The sequence below is a fragment of the Rubritalea squalenifaciens DSM 18772 genome, assembly GCF_900141815.1.
Classification (GTDB): domain Bacteria; phylum Verrucomicrobiota; class Verrucomicrobiia; order Verrucomicrobiales; family Akkermansiaceae; genus Rubritalea; species Rubritalea squalenifaciens.
In genome coordinates this window covers 401,150-427,535 of sequence record NZ_FQYR01000003.1, presented here as the reverse complement: position 1 = coordinate 427,535, position 26,386 = coordinate 401,150, and the positions used below count along the sequence as shown (strand labels likewise).

Below are 26,386 nucleotides of genomic sequence, written 5' to 3'. Positions count from 1 at the left end.
ACTATTCATCCTCTCTTCGTGACCTGAGTCAAGCCTCCGAAGTAAACTTATTACACCAACTCCTTAAAATGGGGAACGCACACCACAAGGCTATCATTTTTGATCCCCGTCATGCGTCCCCGCTAGCGCGTCACCTTACCTCTACTTACCGAAGAGATAAGTATTCAGCAAGTTTTCCAGCATCTCCTGTCTACCGCTCTGAAGCACAGGGGCTTCAATACTTTTCGCGTAGTCGTCCAGTGAATCCAGTGTGGCTGTTCCCGCTTCAATCTGAGCCCCTATGCCACTCGAATAGCTCTCGTAGCGCTGGTGCACGAATTCCTCAAACCTCCCCTCTTGATGGATTTTTGCTGCCACCTTCAAGCCAAGAGCAAATGCATCCATACCGCTGATGTGCGCATGGAAGAGATCCTCCAGACAATGCGATTCCCTGCGACGCTTCGCATCAAAATTGAGCCCTCCCGTGGTGAAGCCTCCCATTTTGAGTACACGTAGCATCACCTGGGTCGTCATGTAGACATCGGTCGGGAATTGGTCTGTATCCCAACCAAGTAATTCATCTCCTTGGTTCGCATCAATGGACCCGAGGGCATTGGCCCCCAGTGCCACGTCAAGCTCATGCTGCATGGTATGGCCAGCAAGCGTTGCATGGTTTGTTTCGATATTGAGTTTGAAATGATCTAGCAGACCATACTCCCTGAGGAAATTTAGGCAGGTTGCTGAATCTGTATCATATTGATGAGTCGATGGCTCTTTCGGCTTTGGCTCGATGTAGAACTGCCCCTTGAATCCAATTTTCTTAGCGTGATCAACTGCCATCTGAAGCAGTGCAGCCATGTGATCCAACTCACGTTTCATGTCTGTATTGAGCAAAGTCGCATAGCCCTCACGGCCCCCCCAGAAGGTATAGCCCTCACCGCCAAGACGGTGTGTTTGTTCCAACGCATATTTCACCTGAGAAGCAGCATAGGCAAACACGTCAGCATTCGGGCTCGTTGCTGCCCCCTGAGCATAACGAGGATGACTGAAGAGACAGGCTGTGCCCCAGAGAAGCTTCTTGCCAGTCTCCTTTTGTTTAGCCTCTAAAAGGTCACAGACCTTGAGTAAATTCTGATGCGTTTCGTCAAGAGTCTTACCTTCAGGAGAGATATCACGATCATGCCAACAATAGTAATCGATACCAATCTTATCTAGAAATTCAAAGAATACCTCCACACGATTCAGGGCATTCTGAAGACTATTCGATTGATCATCCCATGGCATCAGAGCTGTACCGACCCCGAACGGATCCGACAACTCGTTGCGCATGACATGCCAGTAAGGCGCGGCAAATTTCAAGTGCTCCCGCATCGTTTTGCCCATCACCTCTTCGTCAGGATTGTAATGGCGGAATGCTAGAGGATTGATCGTTTGAGTTCCCTCGTACTGAATTTTTGGAATCCCTTCAAAGTAGGTTGTCATGTTCTCATCATAGCTGATAAAAACGAAAACTAAACACGCATTTGCGTAATCGATTTGAACATTTTACGAACTCACTCCATATTTAACTTTAGTGGAAAAGCTCAGAAGAATTGCCCTATTGATGGGGAAAAATATTGGCTACAACCGTGATGTCATTCAGGGCATCTACGCCTTTAGCCAGAAGCGCAAGAACTGGATCTTTAGAGATTCAGCTCCCAGACCAGATTCCATCGAGTGGCTACAACGCTGGAGACCAGACGGGATCATCGGACATCTTTACAACGATGAATTCGCCCAAACACTTGCTAATCTTAACATCCCCATCGTCAGTACCACGGACTCCCTAGTTCACCTCAACTATCCATTAGCCGATGTTCATCACGAAAAGGTAGGTGAAATGGCAGCTAAATACCTAAAAGACCTAGGCTTGGAACATTTCGCCTATGTCGGTGATGCTCAAATCCAGTATTCCAGACAACGCTTCAGTAGTTTCAAAAGAACTTTGGGCAGAGAAGTCGAACTCTGCGATGTACCTTATCTTCCAAGGATTCAGGATTCACGTATCCTCTATTCAGCTACAAACAAGATGAGGAAGTGGCTGAAAAAGCTCCCCAAGCCGATAGGCATATTTTGCTCCAATGATGTGCCCGCAAGAGACCTGGCAGATGTCTGTCTGGAGCTGAACATCAAAGTTCCCGATGAAGTAGTCATTCTAGGAGTCGACAATGATCTTGTAGAGTGCAGACTCTCACGCCCACCACTATCTAGCATCGAGATTCCTGCTGCCAAAATCGGATACGAGGCAGCATCTATGTTAGAAGACTTGATGACAGGTATCCCGCTGCAAAGCACCACATTCACCCCTCCTCCTATTCGAGTCATAGAGAGAGAGTCCACGAACATCAGTGCTGTCGATGACCAAGAGGTAAAGAATGCTCTAAACTACATCAAAGAGCATTTTGCCGAGATCCAATCTATTGACCAAGTCGTAGAGCAAACCTCTCTGGGACGAAGATCATTGGAGAAACGCTTTAGAACACTTCTCAACAAAAGCATGCTGGAAGTACTCCATAATCAACGCCTCGCTAACGCCAAAAAACTACTGATCAATAGCCAAGAGGATTTGTCCTCAATAGCCGAATTGTGCGGATATTCTTCCAGTGCCAGACTCGCTCAGAATTTCAAAAAACACTATCTCTGCAGCCCTAGCGAGTATGCACGACAATACAAAGTTTAATCCTCATGGATAAAGCTTGTCTCTCAAGGGCTGAGGAAGAAGCTCTTTGTAATCTTTCAGCTGCTGCTTTTCAGGATTACCTGGCACCTCATTGAGAGTGTAGTAGACATCTGCGTGCAGGAGCGGCAGTCCATCTTCCGAGCGCAAGGCTGAAGCATCCAGGTGGTGAACATGGCCCTGCACACGGCCATTGACTTCTAGATCCACGCTAAGGCCATCGGCTGAAACGGTTGCTTTGATAACACTAGGCTGAAACTGATCCACTTCAGGGCTACCATAGCTATGTTGATAGATATAGGTCCAGGCTTTGATCGGGTAGTTCTTAACGTCTGCTGCAAGCTTGGGATCCAAGGGTTTGGTGAAACTAAGTTTGAAGCCCTTTTCGCTCACTTCCATTGTCTTCATTTCAAAGGGTGTTTTGCCGCTCCACTTCACCCTCTCAAATGAATAGCTCTTTCCTCCGCGTGAAGCCCAACCTCGGTTCGTCCCACCTGTGAACAGAACTCCTTCGTCAGACATTCTCATCGGCACGATCCCGCAATCAAATCCACCAACAAGTTTCCAAACCGCTCCTTGATAGACTCCATTCACTTTCTCCAAATACACCCGTTGGACCTGCGAGTGAGTTTGATCACCGACAAGCATCTGACCAGCAAAGGGACCGAACTTGCCCTTACTTCGGTCATAAATGATCCCTGAGGTAGACTGCCCCATTTTACCGTGAGGTATCTGCACCGCTGGGGGCACATATTCAGGAATCCGCTCACGCTCTACCATGATTCTGGAACCTGACCGCGGGTCTAGTGGCCTTTTACCCATGTGTGGTGCATCCTTGTAGAAAACATTGCCAGCCGGATTGCCGGTAAACTTACCTTCTATGAGAGGCTTGATGCATGAGGTTCCATTCCAAAAGCCCTGGTTATCGGAGTAAAAAGCCTGCCCATTAACATCCACCCCAATTCCACCAGGTGAACGAATGCCCGAGCAGACTGGCAAAGCCTTCCCGTCTGGCGATACGCGTATTGCCCAGCCTCGCCATGGAGATTTGGCATTAACAGAACCTGTTAGACAAAGAACTAGCCAGGTATTACCGTCTTTGTCAGGTGTCGATCCAAAGGTGTACTCATGATAATCACCATTGATCCCCCACAATCTACTGATCAATTCATAAGTATCTCCCTCTCCGTCACCATCAGAATCCTTGATTCTGGCGAATTCACCACGGTCTGCAACATAGAGCCAACCGTCTTTCCAGTACATCCCGAAAGGCTCGTGTACACCTTGAAAAAACAACTTCCATGAGACTTTGGACAGGTCATCCCCATAGGCTCCCTCACAGACCCAAATCTCACCATGGCGCGTCGCCACGGCCACCTTCTTATCGGGCAGCAATGCGATAGAGCCAACCTCGAGCACCTCCCCATCTGGCATAGGAATGGTTTCTCTGGTGTAGTAATCAGACTCAACCAGCTTATCTGCAGCGAAACTGATAGTGGATAGACTCAGGAGAATTCCTCCCAAAAATGAAGTTAAAAAATTTCTCCTCATGATCTTATTTCCAAATGTAATTAACCTTCAGTGATGTCACTCCAGGTTCGACTCGTATCTCATCTGGCGTTTGAGTATCCTCATTGCAGTGAACGTCCATACCTGCCCCCTTCATAGACTGAAGGTGTATGGGCAAGGTTCGGAGGGCTCCGGTATTCTTTATCGTGAGGCTTCGCTCGAAGCCCTTGGAACTTGGGGTGAACTGGTCACTCACCGTGATTTCCTCCCCTAAAGTGTAGACGAAGATTGGAAAACGGTTCTCATCCAATTTGTAGGATTTAAATTGGGCTGACTGGCCGAATAAATTCTTAGATTCTAAGCGAGTACTGGAACTTGAAGCTACATTTTGCCAACCTTTACCGCGACCATTCCAATGTCTGGAGGCATCAATGAAATCCCCCTTCCACATGATGACCGGACTGCAACTCTGAGTGTCGTATGCCAGATTTATCTTTCCCGGATAAGCTATCGATAAGGTGTACGGAGTTCCACCTGCCACGAAATGCCTGTAGAGCCTCGCTTTCTGTTCTTCGGCGCTGAGTATGATTTTCTGAGGAGCCACCCTTTCAAGTGGATCCGAGATCAAGCTCAATCCACCGATTCCCATGGACAATCTAATCTGAGGATCTCCCGAGACATTGAAGTATTCCAAACGAAATTTGTGCCACCCTTTTTTCAAAGTCACGCCGCCTTGCTTCTGCCTAGCTTTTGCAGACAATCCGTCTAGTTTGATCACTTCATGGCCATCGAGAACAAATCTCGCCCCGTCTGTGCACTCCAAGGCAAATTTATAGGTATGGTCGCTTCGAATCAAAATCTCACCTTCCCAGACGACTCCAAAATTCTTCTCCTCATAGATGTTTTGTAAGCTGATGTAGCCGCTGTGCTCTTCCTCTGTGGCAGCCACTTCCAACTCAGTGAAATCAGGAAGTTTATTCCACTTTCCCTCATAAGTGTGCATGATGAGGTTGTCTTTGACTACCTTGCTCTTGTTGATGGGCAGGCCATAACGCTTCTCAATCTCGGCTTGTGTCCAAGGGGTCTTTCGAGACTCGGTGCTTTTGCGAGCGATCTCCACCTGCTCACTGGTAACTGCCGCTTCCTTATTCCCCCAGCTTGACCGTACAAAACTCAGAACGTCGGCGATCTGCTGGTCGTTGAGCGTTTGCCCCTGTGGAGGCATTGCCAGATTATACCGTTTGCGATTGACCGTTACTTCTCCATCCAATCCGTGAAGCACCACCTGAATGGCCCGATCCGGCTTACCTTTTAACCAATTACTTCCAGCTAGAGGTGGAAAATTTCCCTCACCAGCCCCCTTGCCATTCTCACCATGACAGGCTGCACAGTACATGGCGTATGACTCCTTGCCTCGCTTGAGGGTGTCGCCATCCACTTTAGCATATAACGCCGGGGCAAAAAGAGTGGTACAAGCGCTCAGGCTTATTAGGCGCTTATGATCTATTGAGAGCATCGTGGTTGTGTGTTTAAAGATAAGTAAACTCGGAAACCTCCACCGGAGGAACTGATCAATAGTACGGGAATCTCTATCCATCGCGAACACCACAATGCGCACTACAAAGATCGTTTTGCGAAGCTTAGCTACGGTTTCGAGACACAAGAAACGGGGAAAAGTCCTCAGACCTTTCCCCGTGCTGATAAATTAATCTTTGCCTCGTTATCGTACAGCCATTCAGCTCATCAAATCTTGAACAGCCTCGCGCTCTTCTTTTAGTTCCTGAACAGAAGCATCGATCCGATCACGTGAGAATGCATCAATCTCGACTCCCTCGACGACTTCCCAGGATTTGCCATCACTGGTTCTGATCGGCATGGAGGCGATCAAGCCAGTATCAATCCCAAACTCGCCATTGGAACACACAGCCACGCTTGTCCAGTCACCGGCTGGTGTAGGATTCGTCAGGCTCTTGACAGTATCCACAACCCCATTGGCGGCAGAGGCAGCTGAACTTGCTCCCCGTGCCTGAATGATCGCCGCCCCTCGCTGCTGGACAGTAGAGATGAATTCCCCTTCCAGCCAAGCACGGTCGGAAATGACATCAGTCACAGCCTTGCCGTCGATCTTGGCGTTGGTAAAATCTGGATACTGGGTAGCTGAGTGATTCCCCCAAATACATAGATTCGATACCGCATTCTGGTGCACACCCGCTTTCTTTGCCAGCTGGCTTTTGGCACGATTCTCATCCAGACGCGTCATGGCAAAAAAGCGGTCATTAGGTACGCCATCTGCCGCATTCATCGCAATCAAACAGTTGGTATTACATGGGTTACCTACGACCAAGGTGCGCACATCACTAGCAGCATTTCCAGCAATCGCCTTGCCCTGTCCCACAAAAATCTTCCCGTTAATCCCGAGCAGGTCTTTTCGTTCCATCCCCGCCTTGCGTGGCACAGAGCCCACTAAAAGCGCCCAGTTGGTACCGCGGAAACCCTCATTCAGGTCGCAAGTGGGCACCACCTCGTTCAGAGTTGGAAATGCGCAATCATCCAGCTCCATCACCACACCTTCCAGAGCTTTCATGCCTGGTTCAATTTCAATCAGGCGCAGATTCACTGGCTGATCGGGGCCAAACATCGCCCCGGAGGCAATTCTAAACAGCAAGGAATATCCAATCTGACCGGCGGCACCAGTCACAGAGACAGTAATAGGGTCTTTCATCAGCTAACAAATACCAACCCATAACGACAGGTCAACATTCTCTGACAAAAAACTCTCTACCCCTCCATCTACAAAGCTCTCTGGCGCACAGCCTCATAGAGGCATACTCCGGTGGCCACACTCACATTCAGACAATCCACACGTCCCGCCATAGGGATATTGATGAGAATATCACAGTTTTCTTCGGTCAATCTCCTGAGCCCAGCCCCCTCGGCTCCCATCACGATACCGATAGGACCTTTAAGATCTGTTTCGTAGAGAGATTGGGTCGCTTTGTCACTGGTACCAATAAACCAGACACCATGCTCCTGCTGGAGATTCTTCATGGTTCTGGAAAGATTGGTCACCCTAACAAAAGGAATCGACTCGGCTGCACCAACTGCCACGCGCTGCGCTGTCTCAGTGAGTCCCACGGACTTGTCCTTGGGAGCAATCACCAAGGCGACACCAGCGCCATCCGCTGTACGTAGTATCGCCCCAAGATTATGTGGATCCTGCACACAATCCAGTACGAGCACCAGTGGGTTTTCATGCTTCCCAAGAATGGATGGGATCGCATCTTCGCCCTTCACAAGGCCACCGCCCCCCTTGCCTCTCACGTGCTTGTTATCTCTGGCTTGATGCTCGTTACCTCTCTTACGCATGTCTATGCTCTACCCCATTGCCCCCTACTCGGCAAGCCCCATGAAATCCTGCACGAATTAGAACAAAATGCGATGTGATCTCAGGCATTTCTATGCTATATAAATCTTACATGAGCTTTACCAAACCATCACTCGCGGATCTCAGGGAAAACTATACCAAGGCTGGACTCAGCGTCGAAGACGTCGAGCCTGATCCATTCCTCCAATTCAAAAACTGGATGGATGAAGCGATTGCCAACCACATTGTCGATGCCAATGCGATGACCCTCGCGACAGCCGACAAGGACGGCATGCCTTCCGCACGTATCGTGCTACTGAAACACTATGACCGTGATGGTTTCTGCTTCTTCACCAATTACACCTCACAGAAAGGCAAAGACCTAGCCAACAACCCACATGCAGCTCTCGTCCTGCACTGGAAAGAGCTAGAGCGCCAGATTTGCATTCGTGGCACTGTCCATAAAACCAGCCACCAGGAATCGGAAAGCTACTTCCACATGCGCCCTCATGGATCACAGATTGGAGCCACAGCCTCTCCACAAAGCCATCAGATTGCAGACAGATCCGTCATTGAGAACCGTGAAGTAGAACTACTGAAAGATTATCCTGAAGGCACCACAGTGCCGCTCCCCGAGTTCTGGGGAGGTTACCGCTTGGACCCTCACTATATTGAGTTCTGGCAGGGACGCCCTTCCCGACTGCACGACCGCATCGTCTACACCCGGGAGCACCGCAATGATTGGCAAATTTCCCGACTTGCGCCATAGTTAGAGAAACATCCATTTCTCACACCATGTCATTTCCATTTATTCTGAAGCTACTCCCGGCAGCACAACTTGCCTTTGAACACCGGGAGAAAGCCTATGCCCTATTCAAGAAAATCAAAGCATGGCGCAAAGGTGAGCAGGAAAGAAAAACCTTAGAGATCTCCTCAGAACCAGCCACAGTCGAGGAAGAGATCGACAGGCTTAAAAAGGGACTGGCTATGAGGGATGAAGTGATCGCCGAGCAATCCGACCTCATTGCCAAAATGGCCAAGGATGTAAGCGAACTCAGCACACTATCAGAACAGCTTCGGCGTAAGTGCCAGCGCATGACCTATTTCATGTTCCTGGTCTTTGCCGTGCTCCTAATCCTGCTTCTGAAAAGCTGTACAAGCTAACAAAAAAGCCACCCTCTTCACAGACGGTGGCTTTCTAAAAATGGTCAGAAGTTAGGCGAATTACTCTTCGCTCTCGTCTTCTTCGGATTCCTCGATGACATCATCATCGAAATCCTCATCATCGTCATCGACGAGTTCACCGTGATCCATCAAGAACTTGCGCTTGCGCTGTTCCTTAGGAAGAGGAGAAAGCAGCATGCTGACAGCACGACCTGCCAAGCGAGGCTTCTGGTCTAGATTCCCCATGCCCTTGAGGTCTTCAGCCACACGCTGAAGCACTTCGAAACCAAGTTCTTTGTGAGCGTTTTCACGTCCACGGAACTGGAGCTGGACCTTAACTTTGTTTCCACCGTCCAAGAATTTCTCAATACGAGAGCACTTCAGGTTGTAATCGTGCTCTTCAGTACGTACACGGAATTTCACTTCCTTGAGCTTCGTAGTGGCTTTGGATTTGCCCTTGTTGAGCTTGGATTGCTCGTACTTGTACTTTCCGTAGTCACAGATCTTACAGACTGGTGGGTCTGCATTGGCTGTGATTTCTACGAGATCGAGTCCGATACTTTTCGCCTTGGCGACAGCTTCACGAGAGCTCATGACTCCCAGCTGCTCACCATTCGGTGTGACTACACGTACTTTTGGCGCACGGATATACTCGTTGACGCGAGTCATGTCGCGACGGCCACGATACGGCTTGTTCTTTGGTTTTGCTATGGCTTTATCCTCCTATTGGTATTCTTCGTTACTTCATTACCCATACTGCACAGGCTACCTGCTCCGGCAGATGAGTAGAAAATTTTCAAAATAGACAGTACGATCTTTCATTAGCGCGGATCAAAAGAAACCGCAGGTCGATCAAAGTGACCTGTTGTTGATTTCCTCACGTATGTTTTGAACAAATTCATCGAGTGTCTGTGTCCCGAGATTTTCCCGGTCCCTGTGGCGGACGGAAACGCTGTTTGTCTCAGCCTCCTGACCACCTATGACCAGCATATAAGGTACTCTGTCTAATCTTGCAAGACGAATCTTAGCACCTAATTTCTCGGCGGCTCTGTCCACGGTCACACGAACTCCAGCATCAGCCAAGACCTTGGCTGCAGCCTCGCCGTGCTCCAGGAACTTGTCTGAAAGAGGTAGCACCCTTACCTGCTCTGGTGCAAGCCATGTCGGGAACTTGCCTTCGAAGTGCTCGATTAGTAGGCCGACAAAACGCTCCAGAGAACCAAATGGCGCGCGGTGAATCATTACCGGGCGGTGAGGTGCATTATCCTGACCGATGTAGCTGAGGTCGAAACGCTCAGGCAAATTGAAATCAAGCTGTACCGTACCGAGCTGCCAATCACGGCCGATCACATCCTTGACGACGAAGTCGATCTTAGGACCGTAGAAAGCTGCTTCCCCCAATTCCACCGTGTAATCAACACCGAGGTTTTTGGCTGCCTCTTCAAGAGACTTCTCAGCCTTTTCCCAGACCTCACGGCTACCGACGTACTTGTCAGAATCCGGATCACTGAAGGAAAGGCGGACGCGGTAATCTTCCATACCCAGTGTGTTCAATACCTTTTCTACCAAGCCAAGGCATCCCTGAATCTCTTCATCAACCTGCTCAGGGGTACAGAAAAGGTGGGCATCATCTTGAGTGAAACCACGAACACGGGTCATACCTCCCAGCTCGCCAGACTGCTCCCACCGGTAGACTGTACCGAACTCCGCCAAGCGGATCGGAAGGTCGCGGTAGGAACGGTGCTCACTGGAATAAATCTTGATATGGTGAGGGCAGTTCATTGGCTTCAGCATGTAGCCTTCGATCTCCCCTGTCTCCAGGCCGCTGAACAGGTCAGCACAAGTGGACTTCTCGTCCTGAAGCATCTTCTCGAGTGCACCGCGGTCTGGGATCGCTGCGTACTGGCTTTCCTGATAGTATGGGAAGTGACCAGAAGTACGGTAGAGGTCCAGCTTACCAATGTGTGGTGTGTAAACCTGGCTGTAGCCTTGTTTATCAAGTTCAGCAGTAATGAAATCCTGAAGCTGACGGCGTACGAGCGCGCCCTTTGGTTTCCATAGGATGAGGCCCTGCCCTACCATCTCATCGATAGCGAAAAGGTTCAGCTCACGGCCAAGGCGACGGTGGTCACGCTTTTTGGCTTCTTCAAGGCGCTCCAGGTGATCCATCAAATCAGTCTTGTTCTTGAAGCATGTACCGTAGACACGCTGGAGAGACTCGTTGTCTTTATTACCTTTGTAGAAGGCACTAGCGACACTCATCACCTTGAATGCCTTACAGTTTCCAGTACGACCTACGTGAGGGCCTGCACACAGGTCCCAGAAGTCATTGTTCTTAAAGATGGAAATCTCCTCGTCTTCAGGAATATCGTTGAGAAGGTCTACTTTAAATTTGCTGACAACGTCACGCTCGCTGCATGCGCCGAGACGTCCACTCATGGCTAGTTCCAGCGCTTCATTGCGGCTGACTACTTCCCTTTCAAAAGACGCGTTCTCTTTGATCACCTTCTTCATCTCGGCTTCGATCTTCTCAAAGTCGTCCGGAGTGATGCGATGATCCAAGGCAATGTCATAGTAAAAGCCATTCTCTACAGGAGGGCCGCCTGCCAGCTGAGCATCTGGCCAGATACGCGTGATAGCCGTGGCAAGTACGTGTGCACAAGAGTGGCGCAAACGCTCCAAGTCACTCATCTGGTGACGTTCTTCCAACGACTTTCTTTCTTTCTGATCTGCCATGTCACCGCTTTGAAAAACACTCCCAGCCCATTTTTGCAATCCTAATCTAGCACATCTACACCGCAAATCCCGCATTTCTATGGGCATACAAGCACTTATCTGCTGACTACGGGCCAATAAAAAAGCGGTCACTTCGTGACCGCTTGGAAATTGTCTTCGTAAAAGGAAAGCTTAAAGTTACTTCTCAGATGACACTCTGGAAAGCAAATCGTTGAGGCGACCTACCATTTCCTGAGGATTCTCCAGCAGGCCTGCGGCCAGTAGGGCATTATCTGTGAGCTGCTGAGCTACGATGCCTGCCAACTCAGTATCACGGTCCTTGAGACCAGCCAGATTCTTGATCACTTCAGAACGAGGGTTCACTTCGAGAGTCACTTTAGGCTCAGGTAATTCCTGCCCCATCGCCTTCATCATAGCACGCATCTGGGCGTTGGGTGCCTCCTTTGGAGCCAGTGCTGCAACCGGGCTATTCACCAATCGCTTGCCTGCTTCGACTTTTTCGACACGCTCGCCAAGGGTTTCACCAAGCCAGTCAGTGAGACCTTTGAGTGATGCCTCATCGAGAGCCTCTCCTTCTGCGTCCATATCTTCGAGGTCGATGTCAGCCCGGTCAGCTGCAACGAATTTCTTCCCTTTGAACTCAGGAAGAGCATCCATCACGTACTGATCCACTCCGTCGGTGAAGAGAATAACTTCAAGACCGCGAGCCTTGAAAGCCTCAAGATAGGGGCCCTTCTCAAGTAGCTCACGTGAGTTACCTACAAGGTAGTAAATCTCTTCCTGACCGTCCTTGGCACGATCCAGATACTCGCTCATGGAAGTAAGCTTTCCTGCATCCGTCATAGTGGACTCGAAGCGAAGCAAGCCAGCAAGTTGCTCCTGATGTTCGAAGCTGGTCGCGATCCCCTCTTTCAGGAAGCGGCTGAACTTCTTGTAGAAGCCTTCGTACTTCTCCGTATCATCCTTGGCCTGACGCTCGAGGAACTTGAGGAAGCGCTTGGTGATCAGCTTGTTCAACTTCTGAATGAGCGCACTATCCTGCATGGACTCGCGGGAAATATTCAGCGGAAGGTCCTCGCTATCGATCACACCGCGCAGGAAGCGTAGCCACTCAGGCAGTAGTTTGCTAGGCTTGGGGTCGATCAACACCTTACGGCAGTAGAGTGCCACACCTGGCTCCATTTGCCCCATGCCGAACTGCTCCTGGTTTTCACCCGGAACAAACAGGAGAGAGTTGATTGCCAGAGGAGCGTCAGCACTAAAGTGCATGGTGTAGGTTGGCTCGTCCCAGGCGTGGGAGACAAACTTGTAGAACTCTTTGTACTCCTCTTCGGTGACGTCGCTTTTGGACTTCATCCAGAGAGCTTCCACCTTGTTAACGCGCTCACCATTCAGATTGATTGGGAAGGTGACAAAGTTAGAGTACTTCTCAAGGATCTCCTTTACTCGCTCAGCCTTGGCAAATTCTTCCTGACCTTCCTTGAGCTTGATGACGATCTTGCAGCCGCGGGCTTGCTCGTCGACAGCCTCCACGCTGTAGCCACTTGCACCATCGCTGGTCCACTTGAGATTTTCAGCATCTTCCTGCCAGGAGTGAGTGTACACCTCTACCTCATCAGCAGCCATAAAGGCGCTGTAAAAACCAACACCAAACTTACCAATCACATCCGCATTGTTCTCCCCCTTCTCCTTGAGCTGCTCCAAGAACGCCTTGGTGCCAGAGTGAGCAATGGTTCCGAGGTTCTGCTGGAGTTCCTCGCGAGTCATGCCGATACCGTGATCTGCAATAGTCAAGGTCTTCGCATCCTCATCAGTAGTGATGGTGATTTCGAGTGGTAGATCCGCTTTGTAGATCCCTTTCTCAGTCAGCTGCTTCAAGCGCAACTTTTCGAGTGCATCCGAAGCATTTGACACCAACTCACGAATGAAGATTTCGCGGTCAGTATAAAGTGAATGAATGACGATATCCAGGAGCTGTTTTACCTCTGCCTGGAACCCATGTTGTTGAACTTCTGCTGTAGACATAATGAAAATGTGACGCTTAGTCGGCGGAAAAATAAGGCCTCAACGCCTCGTTTCAAGTCCTAAGCGTCCCATTCTTCCATGCCTTAGAGATCGACTTCACTCCCCAACACACCAATCTCTACATGTCCCTGATGTTCCGCAGTCAGAGCATCACGGAATGCTTCCAGCCTATCTACTTCCCCGTGAACCAAGAACACCTTCTGCTTTGAGCCTTTGATTCCGTGGAAGTAATCCAGCAATTCAGAATGATCCGCGTGACCTGAGAAGGAGTCCATGATCTCAACCGTAGCATTCACCCGGTAGTTCTGGCCAAAGATCGGCACCTCTTTCCAGCCTTCACGAATTTTCCAGCCCAAGGTCTGTTCCGCACAGTAGCCTACAAACAAAACCGTATTCTTCGGATTCTCAATCTCGTTCTTGAGGTGGTGCAGGATCCTGCCAGCCTCACACATACCGGAAGCTGAAATGATAATTACCTGGTCCTTGCGTCGGTTGAGCTCTTTAGAATTCGTCACGGAACGCACCAGAGTCAGCCCCTCAAACCCGAAAGGGTCACGCTTCTCAAACAAGAAATCGTAGATCTCTTGATTGAAGCACTCAGGATGGAGGCGGAAAATTTCCGTAGCATTCACCGCTAATGGGCTATCCACAAATACAGGCAGCTCAGGGATCTTTTTCTCCACGAAAAGCTGATGCAGCACGTAGAGCAACTGCTGGGTACGCTCCACTGCGAAAGCCGGGATGATAATTTTACCGCCTCGCTCAATTGCCCTGTTAAGAATATCTGCGATGCGGTCATCCGCTTGAGTACCAAGAGCGTGCTCCCTGCCGCCATAGGTACCCTCCATCAGGATATAGTCCACATCCTCGCAAGTCTCGGGATCTCTCAAGATATCATTATTGCCTCTTCCCACATCACCAGAGAACAGAAGTCGCTTCTTCTTCCCATCATCCTCATCCTCGATATCCAGCACCACCTGAGCACTACCTAAGATGTGCCCGGCATCGATAAAGGTCGCTGTAACCCCTTTCGCAATCATGATGGGACGGTGATATCCAATGTTCACAAACTGGCGCATGCACATCTCGGCATCCTGCTCATTGTAGAGTGGCTCCAAGGGTTCCTCACCTCTCTTTACCCGCTTCTTGTTCAGCCATTCGACATCGCTCATCTGAATGCGTGCACTGTCCGCCAGCATGATCTGGCAGAGATCTCGTGTCGCGAAGGTCGCGAAAATATTTCCGGAGAAGCCCTTCTTACAGAGATTGGGCAAGTTACCACTGTGGTCAATGTGTGCGTGAGAGAGCACCACAACGTCCAAGTCCTCTGGATTAAAATGCGGGAAATGCAAGTTCACCTCGTAGGCATCATGCCTGCGCCCTTGGTACAATCCGCAATCCAGCAAAATCTTCTGACCATTTACCTCAAGCAGGTGTTGAGAACCTGTTGTCGTGCCTGCAGCTCCGCAAAATTTCAACTTCATACCTAACAAGCCTAACCCAGATGCATGATGTGGCCAGAAATATTTATCCTGACTCTTTCGCTTGAAAGAATGACTCCCAGCACCGATGCTCGCGCGAGACTTTAACGATCACGATGGACGACCTTTTTACGCACGCAGCTACCAAATCTGAGAACGACCCCGCAGCACGTATGGCTCAACTGGCCAAGGAGCTCGACCATCACAATAAGCTCTACTATCAAGAGGCGACCCCTGAGATCTCTGATGCGGAGTACGACAAGCTGTACCGGGAACTGGAAGACCTGGAAAAGGCTCATCCTGAGCTGGCAGACCCGAACTCTCCCACCAAGCGCGTCGGTGGCGCACCACTTGATGCCTTTGAATCAGTCGAACACCTGATCCCGATGCTCTCCATTGATGATGTCTTCGAGCTTTCCGACGAACAACTCGAGAAAGAGCCCGAAGGCACACCTCGAGAAACGGAACTCATCGCCTTCTACAAACGCCTACAGAAAAACCTGGGGCAAGAGCATATCCCGGTCACCGTTGAGCCGAAACTCGATGGTGTGGCGGTCTCGCTCGTTTACCGTAATGGCAAGCTTGACTACGCGGCCACTCGTGGCGACGGCAAACGCGGCGACCTCATCACCGAGAACGTCCGCACCATTCGTTCCATCCCACTCACCCTAACAGGAGACGCTCCTGAACTCCTAGAAGTACGCGGTGAAATTTTCATGCCGAATTCAGCCTTCGCCAAGATGAATGAAGAGCGTGACGAGGCCGGCCTGCAAACCTTTGCCAATCCACGTAACGCGACTGCCGGCACCCTCAAACAATTGGATTCCCGCGAAGTCGCCAAGCGTCCGTTAGCCTTCCTAGCTCATGGTCTGGGAGCCTATGATGGACCGGAACTAGCCACGGAAGACGCCTTCCATTCGCTACTTGATGAGCTTTCTATTTCTCGCAACCACCCGGTGTGGCACGCTAAAAACCTCGACTCACTTCTGAAAGCAGTCTCCCAGCTCAATGAAGAACGTCATGGATACGACTATGCAACTGACGGTGCCGTCGTCAAAGTTCTGTCTCGTGCCGACCGAGAAAAACTAGGCTTCACCTCACGTGCACCGCGCTGGGCTGCAGCCTACAAGTTCCTGCCAGAACAAGCTGAGACTTTGCTCAAAGATATCACCATTCAGGTAGGCCGCACTGGCGTTCTCACACCCGTCGCCGAACTCGAACCCGTACTCGTCTCCGGCACGACTGTCTCCCGTGCTACCCTTCATAATCAGGACGAAATTGACCGTAAAGATGTTCGCATTGGTGATCATGTGATTATCGAGAAAGCCGGTGAAATCATCCCGGCCGTCGTCAAAGTACTCACCGAAAAACGGTCAAGCGACTCCCAACCATATTCCCTGTTCAATGCCGTCGATGGCAAATGCCCGTCTTGCCACGGCCCTATTTCGCAGGAAGAAGGCATGGTTGCCTGGCGTTGTACGAACTTCGCCTGTCCCGCACAAGCGGTGACTGGCATTAAGCAGTTCGCCTCACGTAAGGCTCTGGACATCGATGGTGTAGGCACCTCGGTCGCTGAAGCAGTCGTCAGAGACGGACTGGTGAAAACACCACTCGATTTGTTCAAGCTCGACCTCCTCACCCTGACTGAACTCAATTTGGGAACTAAGTTTGAGCCACGCCTCTTTGGTGAGAAACGAGCAAGCAAAGTCCTCGAATCCCTGGAAGCAGCAAAGAGCAAACCCCTCTCACTCTGGCTTTACGCCATGGGCATTCGCAACATCGGCGAATCGGCTGCCCAGGAAGTGTCCCGCCTCCATGAGAAACTTACGGACATCCCTAACAGTGAATTGATCGAAGCCTTAGCGGAACTCCCTAACTACACCGAACTCTCCGTCTCCAAGAGGAAGAAAGAGAATCACCCACTACTTGCCGAACTCAAGATCGACGACAGTTTCGGCCCAGTAGCCGCTGCCAGCCTGAGGGATTTCTTCAAGTCTGAAGCGGGACAAGACGTGATTGGAAAACTCCACTCACTCGGTATCAACCCGGCATCGGACAACTACATGCCTAAGCCAGCCGAAGCTGACACCTCTGACATGCCGCTAGTTGGGAAAACCTTTGTGATCACAGGCACCTTGTCCAGACCACGACCTGATTTCAAAAAGCAGATCGAATCTCTAGGGGGTAAAGTATCAGGCTCCGTCTCGAAGAATACCGACTATCTGCTAGCTGGTGAGAAAGCCGGATCCAAGGCAGAGAAGGCAGAAGCACTTGGAGTCACCGTGCTTTCTGAAGAGGCCTTCAACGTTCTGATTTCAGCTTAGCCTGCCGCTCAAATACCAGCGCACCATCCTCCCAGAGCTTCACACTTGCAGCTTCTGACTTGGCAAGATTCTCATAAAGATTCTCCCAGTCTTCCTTGTCTGCCACAGCATAGGCTGTGGCAAAGGCATCTGCGGTAGCGGCTCCCTCTCCAGAGATAACCGCGACAACCCGGTCATTTCGAACAAGACGGGCATGCACCGGATCGAGTAAATCTCTGTCTTTTCCAGTGCGAGAGACGGCCAGTCCCGCATCCTGAAGCTCTACGTAGCCCACGAGATCCTCACGCCCCATCACTCCCAGCTTCCAAGGTCTGTCCTCTGGGTGGCCACCCAAAGCATAGGTTTCGCCCAGATGAAGGATGCCAGACGGCACTTTATCCTTCCGCAAAATATCCGCCATTGAATCAGCGAGACACCCCTGAACGATAGCATTCAGGTTAAGCCCGAAGTTCTCATCAAGTATCTCAAAAGCTCCGCCGGGCATGAGCTTCAAATTCTCCATCCGGGCCCCATGGGTGAATGCTAACCACTCACCATCCCCCTCACTGCCTCCATCAGAGATATACTTGAGCCAGCCTTGGATTCCTGGCTCAAAATAGCCCAGTGTACGCCCTTCAAGAAGGCGCGCCTTCTTGACGACGGAACGAAACAGCTCCGAACTTTCCTCGAGCTTCCGTTCACGGTTCAGACGGTTAACTTCCGAATATTCTGAATAAAAAGAAAAGGCCGCCTCATAGCCAGCAATGACCTCCTCCAGGAGCAGTCCATAGGCTTCACCGGCCTCGGTATCGACCCCGTACAGCTCCATGGACATTTCTATACCGAATCCGATCCCAGACCAGACATGGTGCTGACTCAAATCAGGTTCCTTGGCTCGTGACTGTTGCGACTCTCTCGTTTCGGAGTTTCTCGAACAGCTTGCCAGAAGCCATGATGCCCCTAGCCCCTTAAGCCAATGGCGTCTGTCGACTTTATCCATCACCCTCGGTTCCGTCTTGGCTTGCGGTAGAAAAGAATCACCCCGGTCACAATCAGAACCAAGGTACACAGAGCCACAAAATCATAAAAATAAGCTCCAAACGCACCCAGAAAATGTCCCGCATGTAGATCCAGCACCAGTCTGGAAGCCGGCACACCGCCACCAGCCCAAGAACTTCTGAGAGTATCTAGCGTAGCGGCATCCTGCACTACCTCCACTGCTTGCGGGGAAAGCTCCTTACCTTCTACCAGCCCGAAGTTGAGCCATGCGGAATCCATGAGGTGCCAGCCCTCGGTATTCTTCAAATAAACGCCCTCGGCTGTCTGAGTCACAGCCAGAATAGGCGGCATCGGGAGACTCAACTCCCCAAGTGTCTCGATCACTTCTCCATCGGCATCCACTCGCAACACTGCTTGATCTGTCACCACAGCCAGCCCATCTCCATCTCTAACTGCACCTCGTAAAGCACCATTCAAAGAATGACTGGTCCCATCGACTAAAAAGACACCATCCCATTCTGCCACCCAAACTCCATCAACTTCCAGCCCCTTTGGCTGCCCCTCAGGGCTCATACCATAAGCATTCAGCACCCAAGAAGAGGATACTTTCCTAGTCTCCAGTCCCCAGTCATCAGCATGATTCAATACCACACCAGTGAGAAGTACCCAAGTCAGAGGCAAGGCCAGCAACAATCCAAGCCATCGGTGACCTCTTCTGGACAGGCGCTGTTTACGCTTCTTGCCCGAATGAGCCTCCCCTTTGTGGCGGGTCTTGTTCTTCTTATGTTTTGCTGAGTGACCCATCTGATATCCGCGGTTGCTGGCCGGGCACAGACTAACAAGCTATTACTTGCTGACCAGACTATTTAAATAGAGAGCTGCCGCTCCCATTTTTTTGAGAGCTCGCACAGATAAGGTTGCCCCTACAATCCCATCAATATCAGTGCTCAGTTCATTGCCTTTCAAAGTCGCACCCTTGAACTGCTTGGTGAAAAATGGTCGACTGACTTCCCAACCATGACTCTCACGGTAGACGAGGACCTTGACCTCGGTGATCTTGCCTGACTCTACCAGATAGGCCGTGGTGATTGGCTCGGTTTTCCCGATCTCATTGAGGATCCAAACTCTCTTACCACCACTCTCCCAGTAACGTACCTGCTTCTGGCCAAAGCTGTGCCCCATGATGGCATTCAGCCGCTTGAGGTCTTTACTCTGGAGAGACACCGCCTTGGTTTTCGGGATCGCACCGAAATGCCTCTTGAGATAATCAGATGGCTTTTCGTAGGTGGTCGCAGCCGACAAAGTGGCGGGCATGCACAACAGTGCTACCCCAAATAGCAATACCACCCGCAAGAGATTCTCACGGATGGACTGCTTTGATAATTGTTGAAGTCTGTACTTCATAGAGAAGATGGTCTCTTCTGAAACTAGTCAGAAGAGACCATAACAAACATCCATTAAAAATACCAACCGAAGCCAAGATTGATGTTCTCATCATTCTTGCCAGGCTTGTCTGCATTTACATAGTCAACCTTGAAGACGAGTTCGTCAGTTGGCCAGTAGTTCACACCGATTGCGTACTCACGAATCTGAGTGCTCTCGCTGCTGCTATTGACATAGTCGTAGTGACTGAAACGAGTGAAGGCACCTACACGACCATAGTCAGTGTCGATTGCATAGGATGGCTCAAGGTAGTAACCCCACTGAGCATCATTAGAGTCACCAGCATCAAAGTTGTCGAGGTCCCAGTATGCACCTAGAGCTCTGAACTGGAAGCCACCTTTACGGTAAATGGCGTGAGCTTCGGTAAGGATAGAAGACTGGTTGCCTGAAACTTCACTGGAAGCATCGTATTGGTACTGAACTGTACCTGCCAGCTCAACACCTGCGATACCTGTGTACTTAGCACGTGCTGTTACTGCCCAGCTATTCGTTTGCTCATAGTCAGACTTCGTTAGTTTTGGACGACCTGAACGAACATAACCCTCACTTGTCATATCAAGACCTGTGTGGGCAAGCACGTCGATCTGAAGACCACTGTCATACTTTTTAACGATACCTACACCAGCTTCCCACCAAGTAGTAGGAATGATGTACTTCTCTACATTTGGACGCTCTACACCGTAGAAAGTAGTCGGCTCGTGAACATCATTGATGATGCCAGCAGGAATCAGCTGGATACCTGCATTGATGTCCAAGCTGTCATTGAGTGCATAATTGAAGTAAGCCTGCTCGATTTCGATTTTCAAATCAGTGCTCTTGTCTCCCTGCATCGCGTGATAGAGAGCATGCTCAAACTCAGTCTCAGTAACAAACTTCAGCTTGTCTGTGATCTGAAGATTCGCCAGCAAGACGAGGCGGTGCAGATCAACATTGTCGTCGCCATCACCAAACTGTGCGTGAAATTCACCGTATGATCCGAAGCTGACGCGATCAGCCAAGCTGCTCATGCTGGTCATAGGCTTATCGGAAGCCATGAAAGATTGATCAAGCGCGTCAGCCTCGTTCTGAGCCTGCACCATTCCTGCGAGACCTAGGCCGACAGTTCCAACACGGATAAAGTTTTTAGTCATTGTAATAATCGTATCAGTTAGCGTTTTCCCATGAGACTTTTTCAGTCTCACCGTTTCTGCGCCGCCTCCTTATCGAGACTGAATCTCAATTACAATAACTTTTTTGAATAAAATTTAGTCACCTAAAACAACCAGATTCTGAGATGGACAATCAATCGTCTTCGTTTTCGAGCAAATCACGACCACGCTTGATCTTTTCGTGATCGTGGTGCTCCAGCCTAGGATACTGTAGATTGAGGGACTCGATAGCCTGCTCCACAGCACTCGCCACCACACTCCTGGTGAACCACTTGTGATCTGCTGGAATCACAAACCAAGGGGCATATTCAGTGGAAGTCTCCTTAATCATCTCCTCGTAGCACATCTGATAGTTGTACCAGAGTTGCCTTTCATGGACATCATTGACATTAAACTTCCAGTTCTTTTCGGGGCGGTCCAAGCGTCTCAGCAAGCGCTTCTTCTGCTCCTCCTTGGAGACATGAAGGAAGAACTTGAGAATGAGAGTGCCATTGCGCGCCAGATACTTCTCAAAATTTCGGATATCCTCAAACCTCTCCTGCCAGATCTCCTCACGCTTGAACTGATCAGGCAATTTCTGGCCCTCTAGGATCTGAGGATGCACTCTCACCACGAGCGTTTCCTCGTAATAGGATCGGTTGAAAATACCGATTCTTCCCCGCTGAGGCAGCTTATTGATACAGCGCCACATGAAATCATGCTCCATTTCCTCCGGGCCGGGCACCCCGAAGGAGGAAACTTGGCATCCCTGGGGATTGATCCCGGTCATCACGTGCTCGATCGTGCTATCCTTGCCCGCAGCATCCATGGCCTGGAAAATCAACAGGATGGACCACTTGTCATCGGCATAGAGCACGTTTTGCAAATCCCGGAGCTCATGCTTCGCATCCTCCAGCACCTTCTTAGCCTCATCCTTGTCACCCCCCTCCAGACCTCCAGTATCCTTGGGATCAACATCCTTCAAATTAAAGCTATCAGGATCACTAACACGGTACTGATGGGCCAGCTTTTTAAACAAATCTCTATAAATCTTCATGGATCAACACGCTCGTAGAAAACTAGACTAACACAAAGTGATCATGATACAGCTAAAATCATCCAGCACATTCACCTTTGGCTCTCAACAGTAAGATTTCACAAATTCATTCGTAAAATTGATCCTCAAAAGGTCGTGAACTTGCTACGAATTAGAGGCACCCTCATTCCCTATCTACGCATTATGAGCACTCGAAAAACCCTTTCCATCCTTACTCTCAGCCTCTCCATTACGCAGCCTTGTCCGGCTGCTGATGAAATCTTTACCACATTTGAGGGCGATGGATTTGGCACCTGGTCAACACAGGGCCTTGCTTTTGGAAAGGCTCCAGCAGCTGGTGGCATTGGAGAGTTGAAAAGTCTGGTGGATGGCTTCTCTCAGAATGGCTTCGCATCCTCCTATCATCCCGACGGCACTTCCACTGGTAGCCTGACCTCACCTGAGTTCAAGCTCAGCAAAAACTACATTCACTTTCTCGTAGCAGGAGCTAAAGACGGTAAAGCTGCCGCGATTCAATTGATAGTCGACGGACAAGTGCTCCGTTCCACTCCGGGAGAAGGTTCGGCTAAATTCATCGCTCAAGTCTGGGATGTTAGGGACCTAAAGGACAAGAAAGCTCAAATCAAAATCATTGATTCCTCCGAGCAGAAGGATGGATATATCATGGTGGACCACATCGTCTTCAGTGACTCTCCAGCCTACCCCTTTCCGGCAACTCACTCGGATATCCTGGTGACCAATGAAATGGTACCCTCAACAGATTTCCCAAATCTGGAGATTCCAGCAAACAGCAAACTCGAGGTGATTGCCGACCATGATTCGCACGGTCTTACCTCCCCTACAGCCATCTGCCCAACCGAATCCGGGGATTGGCTGGTCACTGAAACCTGGCGTTTCATGAACGAGCAAGGCATTGATGACAACCGCCACCGCCGTTACTGGATTCTCGAGGACATTGCCAGCCAGACCACCGCAGACCGCATGGCGATGTACAAGCGCTGGTACCACAAGCACCCAGTAGAGCATTACACCAAGAACGCGGAAAAAATACGCCGCATCTTCGATTCTAACAACGACGGCACTCTCGACTCCAACAACATCTACGCAGACGGATTCAACCATCCCTTGGACGGTACGGCTGCCGGCATCTTTCAGTATAGAGACACCACCTATTTTGCCTGCATTCCCCACATCTGGGCACTCAAAGACGAAGACAAAGACGGGGTCGCAGAGAAACGTGAATCTCTCCAAGAAGGTTTCGGGGTCCGCGTGTCCTTCTCTGGCCACGACTTGAACGGCTTTGCCCTTGGCCCCGACGGTCGTATCTATGGCACGATCGGTGACCGGGGATTCAATCTCAAAACCAAGGAAGGCAAACACTACGTGTATCCGGGGCAAGGCGCAGTGATCCGCTTCGAACCGGATGGCTCCAATATGGAAGTCGTTCACACCGGCCTGAGAAACCCCAAGGAGATCGCCTTTGATCAATATGGCAATGCCATCACAGTGGATAACAACTCCGACCAGGGAGACCTCGCCCGCATCGTCTACGTGATGGATGGCGGCGACTCAGGCTGGCGCATGGGCCACCAGGTTCTCCACTCCTTTCACCGCACAGCAGGACTTGAGAATAGACCGATCAACCGCTGGATGCAGGAGAAAATGTGGCAGCCAGAAAATGACTCGCAGCCGTTATCAATCCTCCCTCCCATTCTCAACCTAACCAATGGCCCTTCAGGCCTGACTTTCGATCCAGGCACGGGGGCTCATCCAGACTTTCAAAACCATTTCCTCGTTTGTGACTATCGCGGCTCGGCAGCCTACAGCGAAATTCTCGGCTTTGCGATCGAGCCCGATGGAGCAGGCATGAAAGTCACCTCTGCCAAGAAGTTTAATCGCGGTGCGGCGGTGACTGATGTCGAGTACGGATACGATGGGAAGGTCTATGTCTCGGATTTTGTGGGAGGCTGGAGCACCCACGCAGCTGGCCGTCTCTACACCATCACCGCTGACAAGCCCGTCAATGCCGATCACATTGCCGAAGTCTCCTCACTAATCAAGCAGGGTATTCACAAGCTCCCCTCGGAGAGATTAGTCAGTCTGTTAGAGCACCCCGACCTGCGCCTCAGAACAAGAGCGCACATCTGTCTGGCGGAAAGGAAGGAAATCCAACTGCTTGCCGACTCACTCGCCAAGTTTGAAAAAGAAGAGAAGATCATTCCAGCTCTTCACGCGACTTGGGGACTTGGTATCATTGCCCGCAAGCACGCCGATGCTCAGTACTCAGCTGGCGGCCCGCTCATTTCTCTCGCCATGCATTCCAAGCATGCGGAGCTGAAAGCCCAAGCCCTGCGCTGCCTTGGAGACATCCCTCACACCATCGAGAAGCAGGGGCTCGTTTTACGCGAAAATCTGCAGGACAATTCCCCCAGGGTCAGGCTTTTTGCCGCCATCGGTCTGACCAAGCACAAGGATCCGGATGCACACATCCGCCTACGTTTCATGCTCAAGAACATGGAAGATGTGGATCCCTATCTTCTCAATGCTTCAGCACTCGCCCTAAAAAACAACTCCACCGCAGAGCAGCTCGCGGAACTCAGCTCCCACGATTCCGTCAATGTCCGTCTGGCTGCCGTTTTGGCACTTCGCCACCTACATCACCCCAGCCTGAGCAGGTTTCTGAAGGATTCTGACCAGCGCATTCACTATGCAGCCATCCGAGCCATTTTTGATCAGGAACTTACAGAACTGATGCCCGCGCTCTGCGAACTCCTCCCAGTTTCTGCTGACAACCAAAACGGCTCACCTCATGCACTCACCCCTATGATGCAACGTCGTCTCATCCATGCGGCTTACCGAGTCGGCGGCAAAGAAAACATCCAGAGACTGATCACATTTGCTTCAGATGCTAACAGTGATCAAAACCAAAGGATTGAAGCGATCAGACTACTGGATGAGTGGGCAAAGCCATTCCCCGTCAATCAGGCTCTGGGAAAATACGCACCGCTGCCAGAACGCAGTACCGAGGAACTCATCGCCCTCCTCACCAAAGCTATCCCGAAGCTCGTCGAATTAGAGGACTTCATTGTAGCCCCCTCACTACACCTGCTGAATCGCTATTCAATCACAGACAGCAGTATCACTGCCCAGAAGCTCGCCTCCATTGCCACTAACCAGGATTATAGCCCCTCGGTACGCGGCTCCGCACTGTCCGTTCTAGCAACACAAGATAAGAGCACGCTGATTCGGATTGCCCCTGAACTCGCCGAGTCCGATATCGAAGAGCTGGCAGCTCAAGCCCTCTCAAGTCTAAGCGATGCCGCCCCGAGCAAAGCGGTGCCCTATCTTATTAAAGCATGTGAATACAAATCTCCTCTCGTCCAACAAACAGCTTGGACACTGTTAGGCAAAAGCAAATCTGCCGCAGCCAAGGAAAAAATCATCCAGGGAGCCAAAGCTCTGAGCGCAAAAGAAATCTCTCCTGCGACTCTGGAAATCATGGAGGCAGCCAAAGCGATCAACGATCCACAAACCAATGAAGCGCTTGCCAACTACGTGAGCGAACTGGAGCAGTCCCCACTTGACAAATACCGCTCCGCCCTTCTTGGAGGCCATGGAGGCAATGGCGCTAACATCTATTATTCTCATGGTTCCGCACAGTGCATGCGCTGCCATAAGATCGGGTATGGTCACGTCTCTGGCGGCAATGCAGGACCCAACCTGGCAGGTGTAGCGAACCGCCGCTCCCGCGAGGATCTGCTCGCAGCACTCGTCCTACCTTCCGCCCAGCTAGCCTCCGGATACGGGTCTGTCTCTCTGAAATTCAAGAATGGTAAATCCGTCAGCGCCACCTTGATCGATCAAGACGACCAGAGTCTTACCGTACAGCTGGGCGAACTGGTTCATCGGATCAAGAAAAACGAGCTGGACTCCTTCTCCACTTCTCCGTCTGCCATGCCTCCAATGGGAGAGACACTCACCATGCGTGAAATCAGAGACCTGCTGGAGTACATCTCCACCTTGACCGATGAAACTGGAAAACCGAAATCCCTTCCCCCCGTAATTTCCCCTCTGGACATCGATAAATTGCCCACACCCAAGCAAGAGGACTTGGGCAAGCGCACCTATCTCGCCAGCTGCTCCGCCTGTCACCAAGACGATGGCAAGGGAATCGTAGGCGCCTTCCCCCCACTCGCCGAATCCGAGTGGGTTAATGGACCTGCCGAGAACCTCATCCGCATCCAGCTGAGAGGCCTGCAGGGGCCAATCACCGTCAAAGGAGTCGAGTATAACAACGTCATGCCAGCTCAGGCCCAACAATCGGACGAAGAAATCGCCGCAGTACTCACCTACATCCGCAGTAACTTCGGCAACAAGGCCCCTGCCGTCACGCCAGACCAGGTCAAAGCATTAAGACATGAGGCCAAGAAACCATTGCTGAAAGCAGAAGATCTGAAAAAACCAAAAGAGTAGAAACCACCTC

General features: G+C 50.7%; 19 protein-coding genes. 5 read left to right on the top strand and 14 right to left on the bottom strand.

Annotated elements, in window-relative coordinates; genetic code table 11:
* Positions 1 to 141: 141 nt before the first annotated feature.
* Complete coding sequence (gene xylA / locus BUB27_RS07200; RefSeq protein WP_143158890.1) at positions 142 to 1,461, bottom strand: xylose isomerase; 1,320 nt, start codon at positions 1,459 to 1,461, stop codon at positions 142 to 144.
* A gap of 91 nt (positions 1,462 to 1,552) precedes the next feature.
* Between xylA and BUB27_RS07195 the strand changes: the two genes are divergently transcribed.
* The gene (locus tag BUB27_RS07195) at positions 1,553 to 2,698 is read left to right on the top strand and encodes a XylR family transcriptional regulator (RefSeq protein ID WP_425500465.1); all 1,146 of its coding nucleotides are present in this window, start codon (positions 1,553 to 1,555) and stop codon (positions 2,696 to 2,698) included.
* Positions 2,699 to 2,701: 3 nt separating this feature from the next.
* Here the strand turns inward: BUB27_RS07195 and BUB27_RS07190 are convergent, their stop codons facing one another.
* The 4 genes from BUB27_RS07190 to rlmB form a co-directional block, all read right to left on the bottom strand.
* Positions 2,702 to 4,246, bottom strand: coding sequence for a hypothetical protein (locus BUB27_RS07190; protein WP_200797083.1), 1,545 nt, complete (start codon positions 4,244 to 4,246; stop codon positions 2,702 to 2,704).
* 4 nt (positions 4,247 to 4,250) lie between these two features.
* Positions 4,251 to 5,642, bottom strand: a complete 1,392-nt coding sequence (locus BUB27_RS07185; RefSeq protein WP_159434852.1) for a c-type cytochrome — start codon at positions 5,640 to 5,642, stop codon at positions 4,251 to 4,253.
* Positions 5,643 to 5,939: 297 nt separating this feature from the next.
* Complete coding sequence (locus BUB27_RS07180; protein ID WP_143158887.1) at positions 5,940 to 6,926, bottom strand: malate dehydrogenase; 987 nt, start codon at positions 6,924 to 6,926, stop codon at positions 5,940 to 5,942.
* 68 nt (positions 6,927 to 6,994) lie between these two features.
* On the bottom strand, positions 6,995 to 7,570 hold the full coding sequence (gene rlmB, locus BUB27_RS07175; protein WP_143158886.1) for a 23S rRNA (guanosine(2251)-2'-O)-methyltransferase RlmB: 576 nt from the start codon (positions 7,568 to 7,570) through the stop codon (positions 6,995 to 6,997).
* A 110-nt stretch (positions 7,571 to 7,680) separates the two neighbouring features.
* On the opposite strand from rlmB, the gene pdxH reads away from it, so the two are divergent.
* Both pdxH and BUB27_RS07165 read left to right on the top strand, forming a co-directional pair.
* Positions 7,681 to 8,337 carry a pyridoxamine 5'-phosphate oxidase gene (gene pdxH / locus BUB27_RS07170; protein ID WP_143158885.1) on the top strand — a complete coding sequence of 219 codons (657 nt, stop codon included), beginning with the start codon at positions 7,681 to 7,683 and terminating at the stop codon, positions 8,335 to 8,337.
* Positions 8,338 to 8,363: 26 nt separating this feature from the next.
* Positions 8,364 to 8,732 carry a hypothetical protein gene (locus tag BUB27_RS07165; protein ID WP_143158884.1) on the top strand — a complete coding sequence of 123 codons (369 nt, stop codon included), beginning with the start codon at positions 8,364 to 8,366 and terminating at the stop codon, positions 8,730 to 8,732.
* A 60-nt stretch (positions 8,733 to 8,792) separates the two neighbouring features.
* Here BUB27_RS07165 and infC read toward each other — a convergent pair whose 3' ends face one another.
* The 4 genes from infC to BUB27_RS07145 all read right to left on the bottom strand — a co-directional run bounded on the left by infC (position 8,793) and on the right by BUB27_RS07145 (position 14,977).
* Complete coding sequence (gene infC, locus BUB27_RS07160) at positions 8,793 to 9,401, bottom strand: translation initiation factor IF-3 (protein ID WP_143158883.1); 609 nt, start codon at positions 9,399 to 9,401, stop codon at positions 8,793 to 8,795.
* 183 nt (positions 9,402 to 9,584) lie between these two features.
* Positions 9,585 to 11,468, bottom strand: a complete 1,884-nt coding sequence (thrS, locus tag BUB27_RS07155; RefSeq protein ID WP_143158882.1) for a threonine--tRNA ligase — start codon at positions 11,466 to 11,468, stop codon at positions 9,585 to 9,587.
* Between the two features lie 177 nt (positions 11,469 to 11,645).
* Complete coding sequence (htpG, locus tag BUB27_RS07150; RefSeq protein WP_143158881.1) at positions 11,646 to 13,493, bottom strand: molecular chaperone HtpG; 1,848 nt, start codon at positions 13,491 to 13,493, stop codon at positions 11,646 to 11,648.
* Positions 13,494 to 13,576: 83 nt separating this feature from the next.
* Positions 13,577 to 14,977 (bottom strand): MBL fold metallo-hydrolase RNA specificity domain-containing protein, encoded by a 1,401-nt coding sequence (locus BUB27_RS07145; protein ID WP_143158880.1) that lies wholly within the window; start codon positions 14,975 to 14,977, stop codon positions 13,577 to 13,579.
* A 113-nt stretch (positions 14,978 to 15,090) separates the two neighbouring features.
* Here BUB27_RS07145 and ligA point away from each other — a divergent pair, with 113 nt between their 5' ends.
* Positions 15,091 to 17,298: an NAD-dependent DNA ligase LigA gene (gene ligA, locus BUB27_RS07140; protein ID WP_143158879.1), complete on the top strand. Its 2,208-nt coding sequence runs from the start codon at positions 15,091 to 15,093 to the stop codon at positions 17,296 to 17,298.
* Here ligA and BUB27_RS07135 read toward each other — a convergent pair.
* The 5 genes from BUB27_RS07135 to BUB27_RS07115 form a co-directional block, all read right to left on the bottom strand.
* Positions 17,276 to 18,277 (bottom strand): FAD:protein FMN transferase, encoded by a 1,002-nt coding sequence (locus BUB27_RS07135; RefSeq protein ID WP_143158878.1) that lies wholly within the window; start codon positions 18,275 to 18,277, stop codon positions 17,276 to 17,278. The genes ligA and BUB27_RS07135 overlap by 23 nt on opposite strands.
* Positions 18,277 to 19,080 carry a PepSY domain-containing protein gene (locus tag BUB27_RS07130; protein ID WP_143158877.1) on the bottom strand — a complete coding sequence of 268 codons (804 nt, stop codon included), beginning with the start codon at positions 19,078 to 19,080 and terminating at the stop codon, positions 18,277 to 18,279. Before BUB27_RS07130 ends, BUB27_RS07135 begins: the two co-directional genes overlap by 1 nt.
* A gap of 42 nt (positions 19,081 to 19,122) precedes the next feature.
* Complete coding sequence (locus BUB27_RS07125; RefSeq protein ID WP_143158876.1) at positions 19,123 to 19,680, bottom strand: FMN-binding protein; 558 nt, start codon at positions 19,678 to 19,680, stop codon at positions 19,123 to 19,125.
* A gap of 53 nt (positions 19,681 to 19,733) precedes the next feature.
* The gene (locus BUB27_RS07120; protein WP_143158875.1) at positions 19,734 to 20,849 is read right to left on the bottom strand and encodes a porin; all 1,116 of its coding nucleotides are present in this window, start codon (positions 20,847 to 20,849) and stop codon (positions 19,734 to 19,736) included.
* A gap of 151 nt (positions 20,850 to 21,000) precedes the next feature.
* Positions 21,001 to 21,903: a polyphosphate kinase 2 family protein gene (locus BUB27_RS07115; protein WP_143158874.1), complete on the bottom strand. Its 903-nt coding sequence runs from the start codon at positions 21,901 to 21,903 to the stop codon at positions 21,001 to 21,003.
* 183 nt (positions 21,904 to 22,086) lie between these two features.
* Here BUB27_RS07115 and BUB27_RS07110 point away from each other — a divergent pair, with 183 nt between their 5' ends.
* Positions 22,087 to 26,376, top strand: coding sequence for a DUF7133 domain-containing protein (locus BUB27_RS07110; RefSeq protein WP_143158873.1), 4,290 nt, complete (start codon positions 22,087 to 22,089; stop codon positions 26,374 to 26,376).
* The last annotated feature ends 10 nt before the right edge of the window (positions 26,377 to 26,386 follow it).

Bases quoted from the DNA above. Each gene is read 5' to 3' on its own strand.
- xylA (WP_143158890.1), bottom strand. From the start codon at position 1,461: ATGACAACCTACTTTGAAGGGATTCCAAAAATTCAGTACGAGGGAACT.
- BUB27_RS07190 (WP_200797083.1), bottom strand. From the start codon at position 4,246: ATGAGGAGAAATTTTTTAACTTCATTTTTGGGAGGAATTCTCCTGAGT.
- BUB27_RS07180 (WP_143158887.1), bottom strand. From the start codon at position 6,926: ATGAAAGACCCTATTACTGTCTCTGTGACTGGTGCCGCCGGTCAGATT.
- rlmB (WP_143158886.1), bottom strand. From the start codon at position 7,570: ATGCGTAAGAGAGGTAACGAGCATCAAGCCAGAGATAACAAGCACGTG.
- pdxH (WP_143158885.1), top strand. From the start codon at position 7,681: ATGAGCTTTACCAAACCATCACTCGCGGATCTCAGGGAAAACTATACC.
- BUB27_RS07165 (WP_143158884.1), top strand. From the start codon at position 8,364: ATGTCATTTCCATTTATTCTGAAGCTACTCCCGGCAGCACAACTTGCC.
- infC (WP_143158883.1), bottom strand. From the start codon at position 9,401: ATGACTCGCGTCAACGAGTATATCCGTGCGCCAAAAGTACGTGTAGTC.
- thrS (WP_143158882.1), bottom strand. From the start codon at position 11,468: ATGGCAGATCAGAAAGAAAGAAAGTCGTTGGAAGAACGTCACCAGATG.
- htpG (WP_143158881.1), bottom strand. From the start codon at position 13,493: ATGTCTACAGCAGAAGTTCAACAACATGGGTTCCAGGCAGAGGTAAAA.
- BUB27_RS07145 (WP_143158880.1), bottom strand. From the start codon at position 14,977: ATGAAGTTGAAATTTTGCGGAGCTGCAGGCACGACAACAGGTTCTCAA.
- ligA (WP_143158879.1), top strand. From the start codon at position 15,091: ATGGACGACCTTTTTACGCACGCAGCTACCAAATCTGAGAACGACCCC.
- BUB27_RS07135 (WP_143158878.1), bottom strand. From the start codon at position 18,277: ATGGATAAAGTCGACAGACGCCATTGGCTTAAGGGGCTAGGGGCATCA.
- BUB27_RS07130 (WP_143158877.1), bottom strand. From the start codon at position 19,080: ATGGGTCACTCAGCAAAACATAAGAAGAACAAGACCCGCCACAAAGGG.
- BUB27_RS07125 (WP_143158876.1), bottom strand. From the start codon at position 19,680: ATGAAGTACAGACTTCAACAATTATCAAAGCAGTCCATCCGTGAGAAT.
- BUB27_RS07120 (WP_143158875.1), bottom strand. From the start codon at position 20,849: ATGACTAAAAACTTTATCCGTGTTGGAACTGTCGGCCTAGGTCTCGCA.
- BUB27_RS07115 (WP_143158874.1), bottom strand. From the start codon at position 21,903: ATGAAGATTTATAGAGATTTGTTTAAAAAGCTGGCCCATCAGTACCGT.
- BUB27_RS07110 (WP_143158873.1), top strand. From the start codon at position 22,087: ATGAGCACTCGAAAAACCCTTTCCATCCTTACTCTCAGCCTCTCCATT.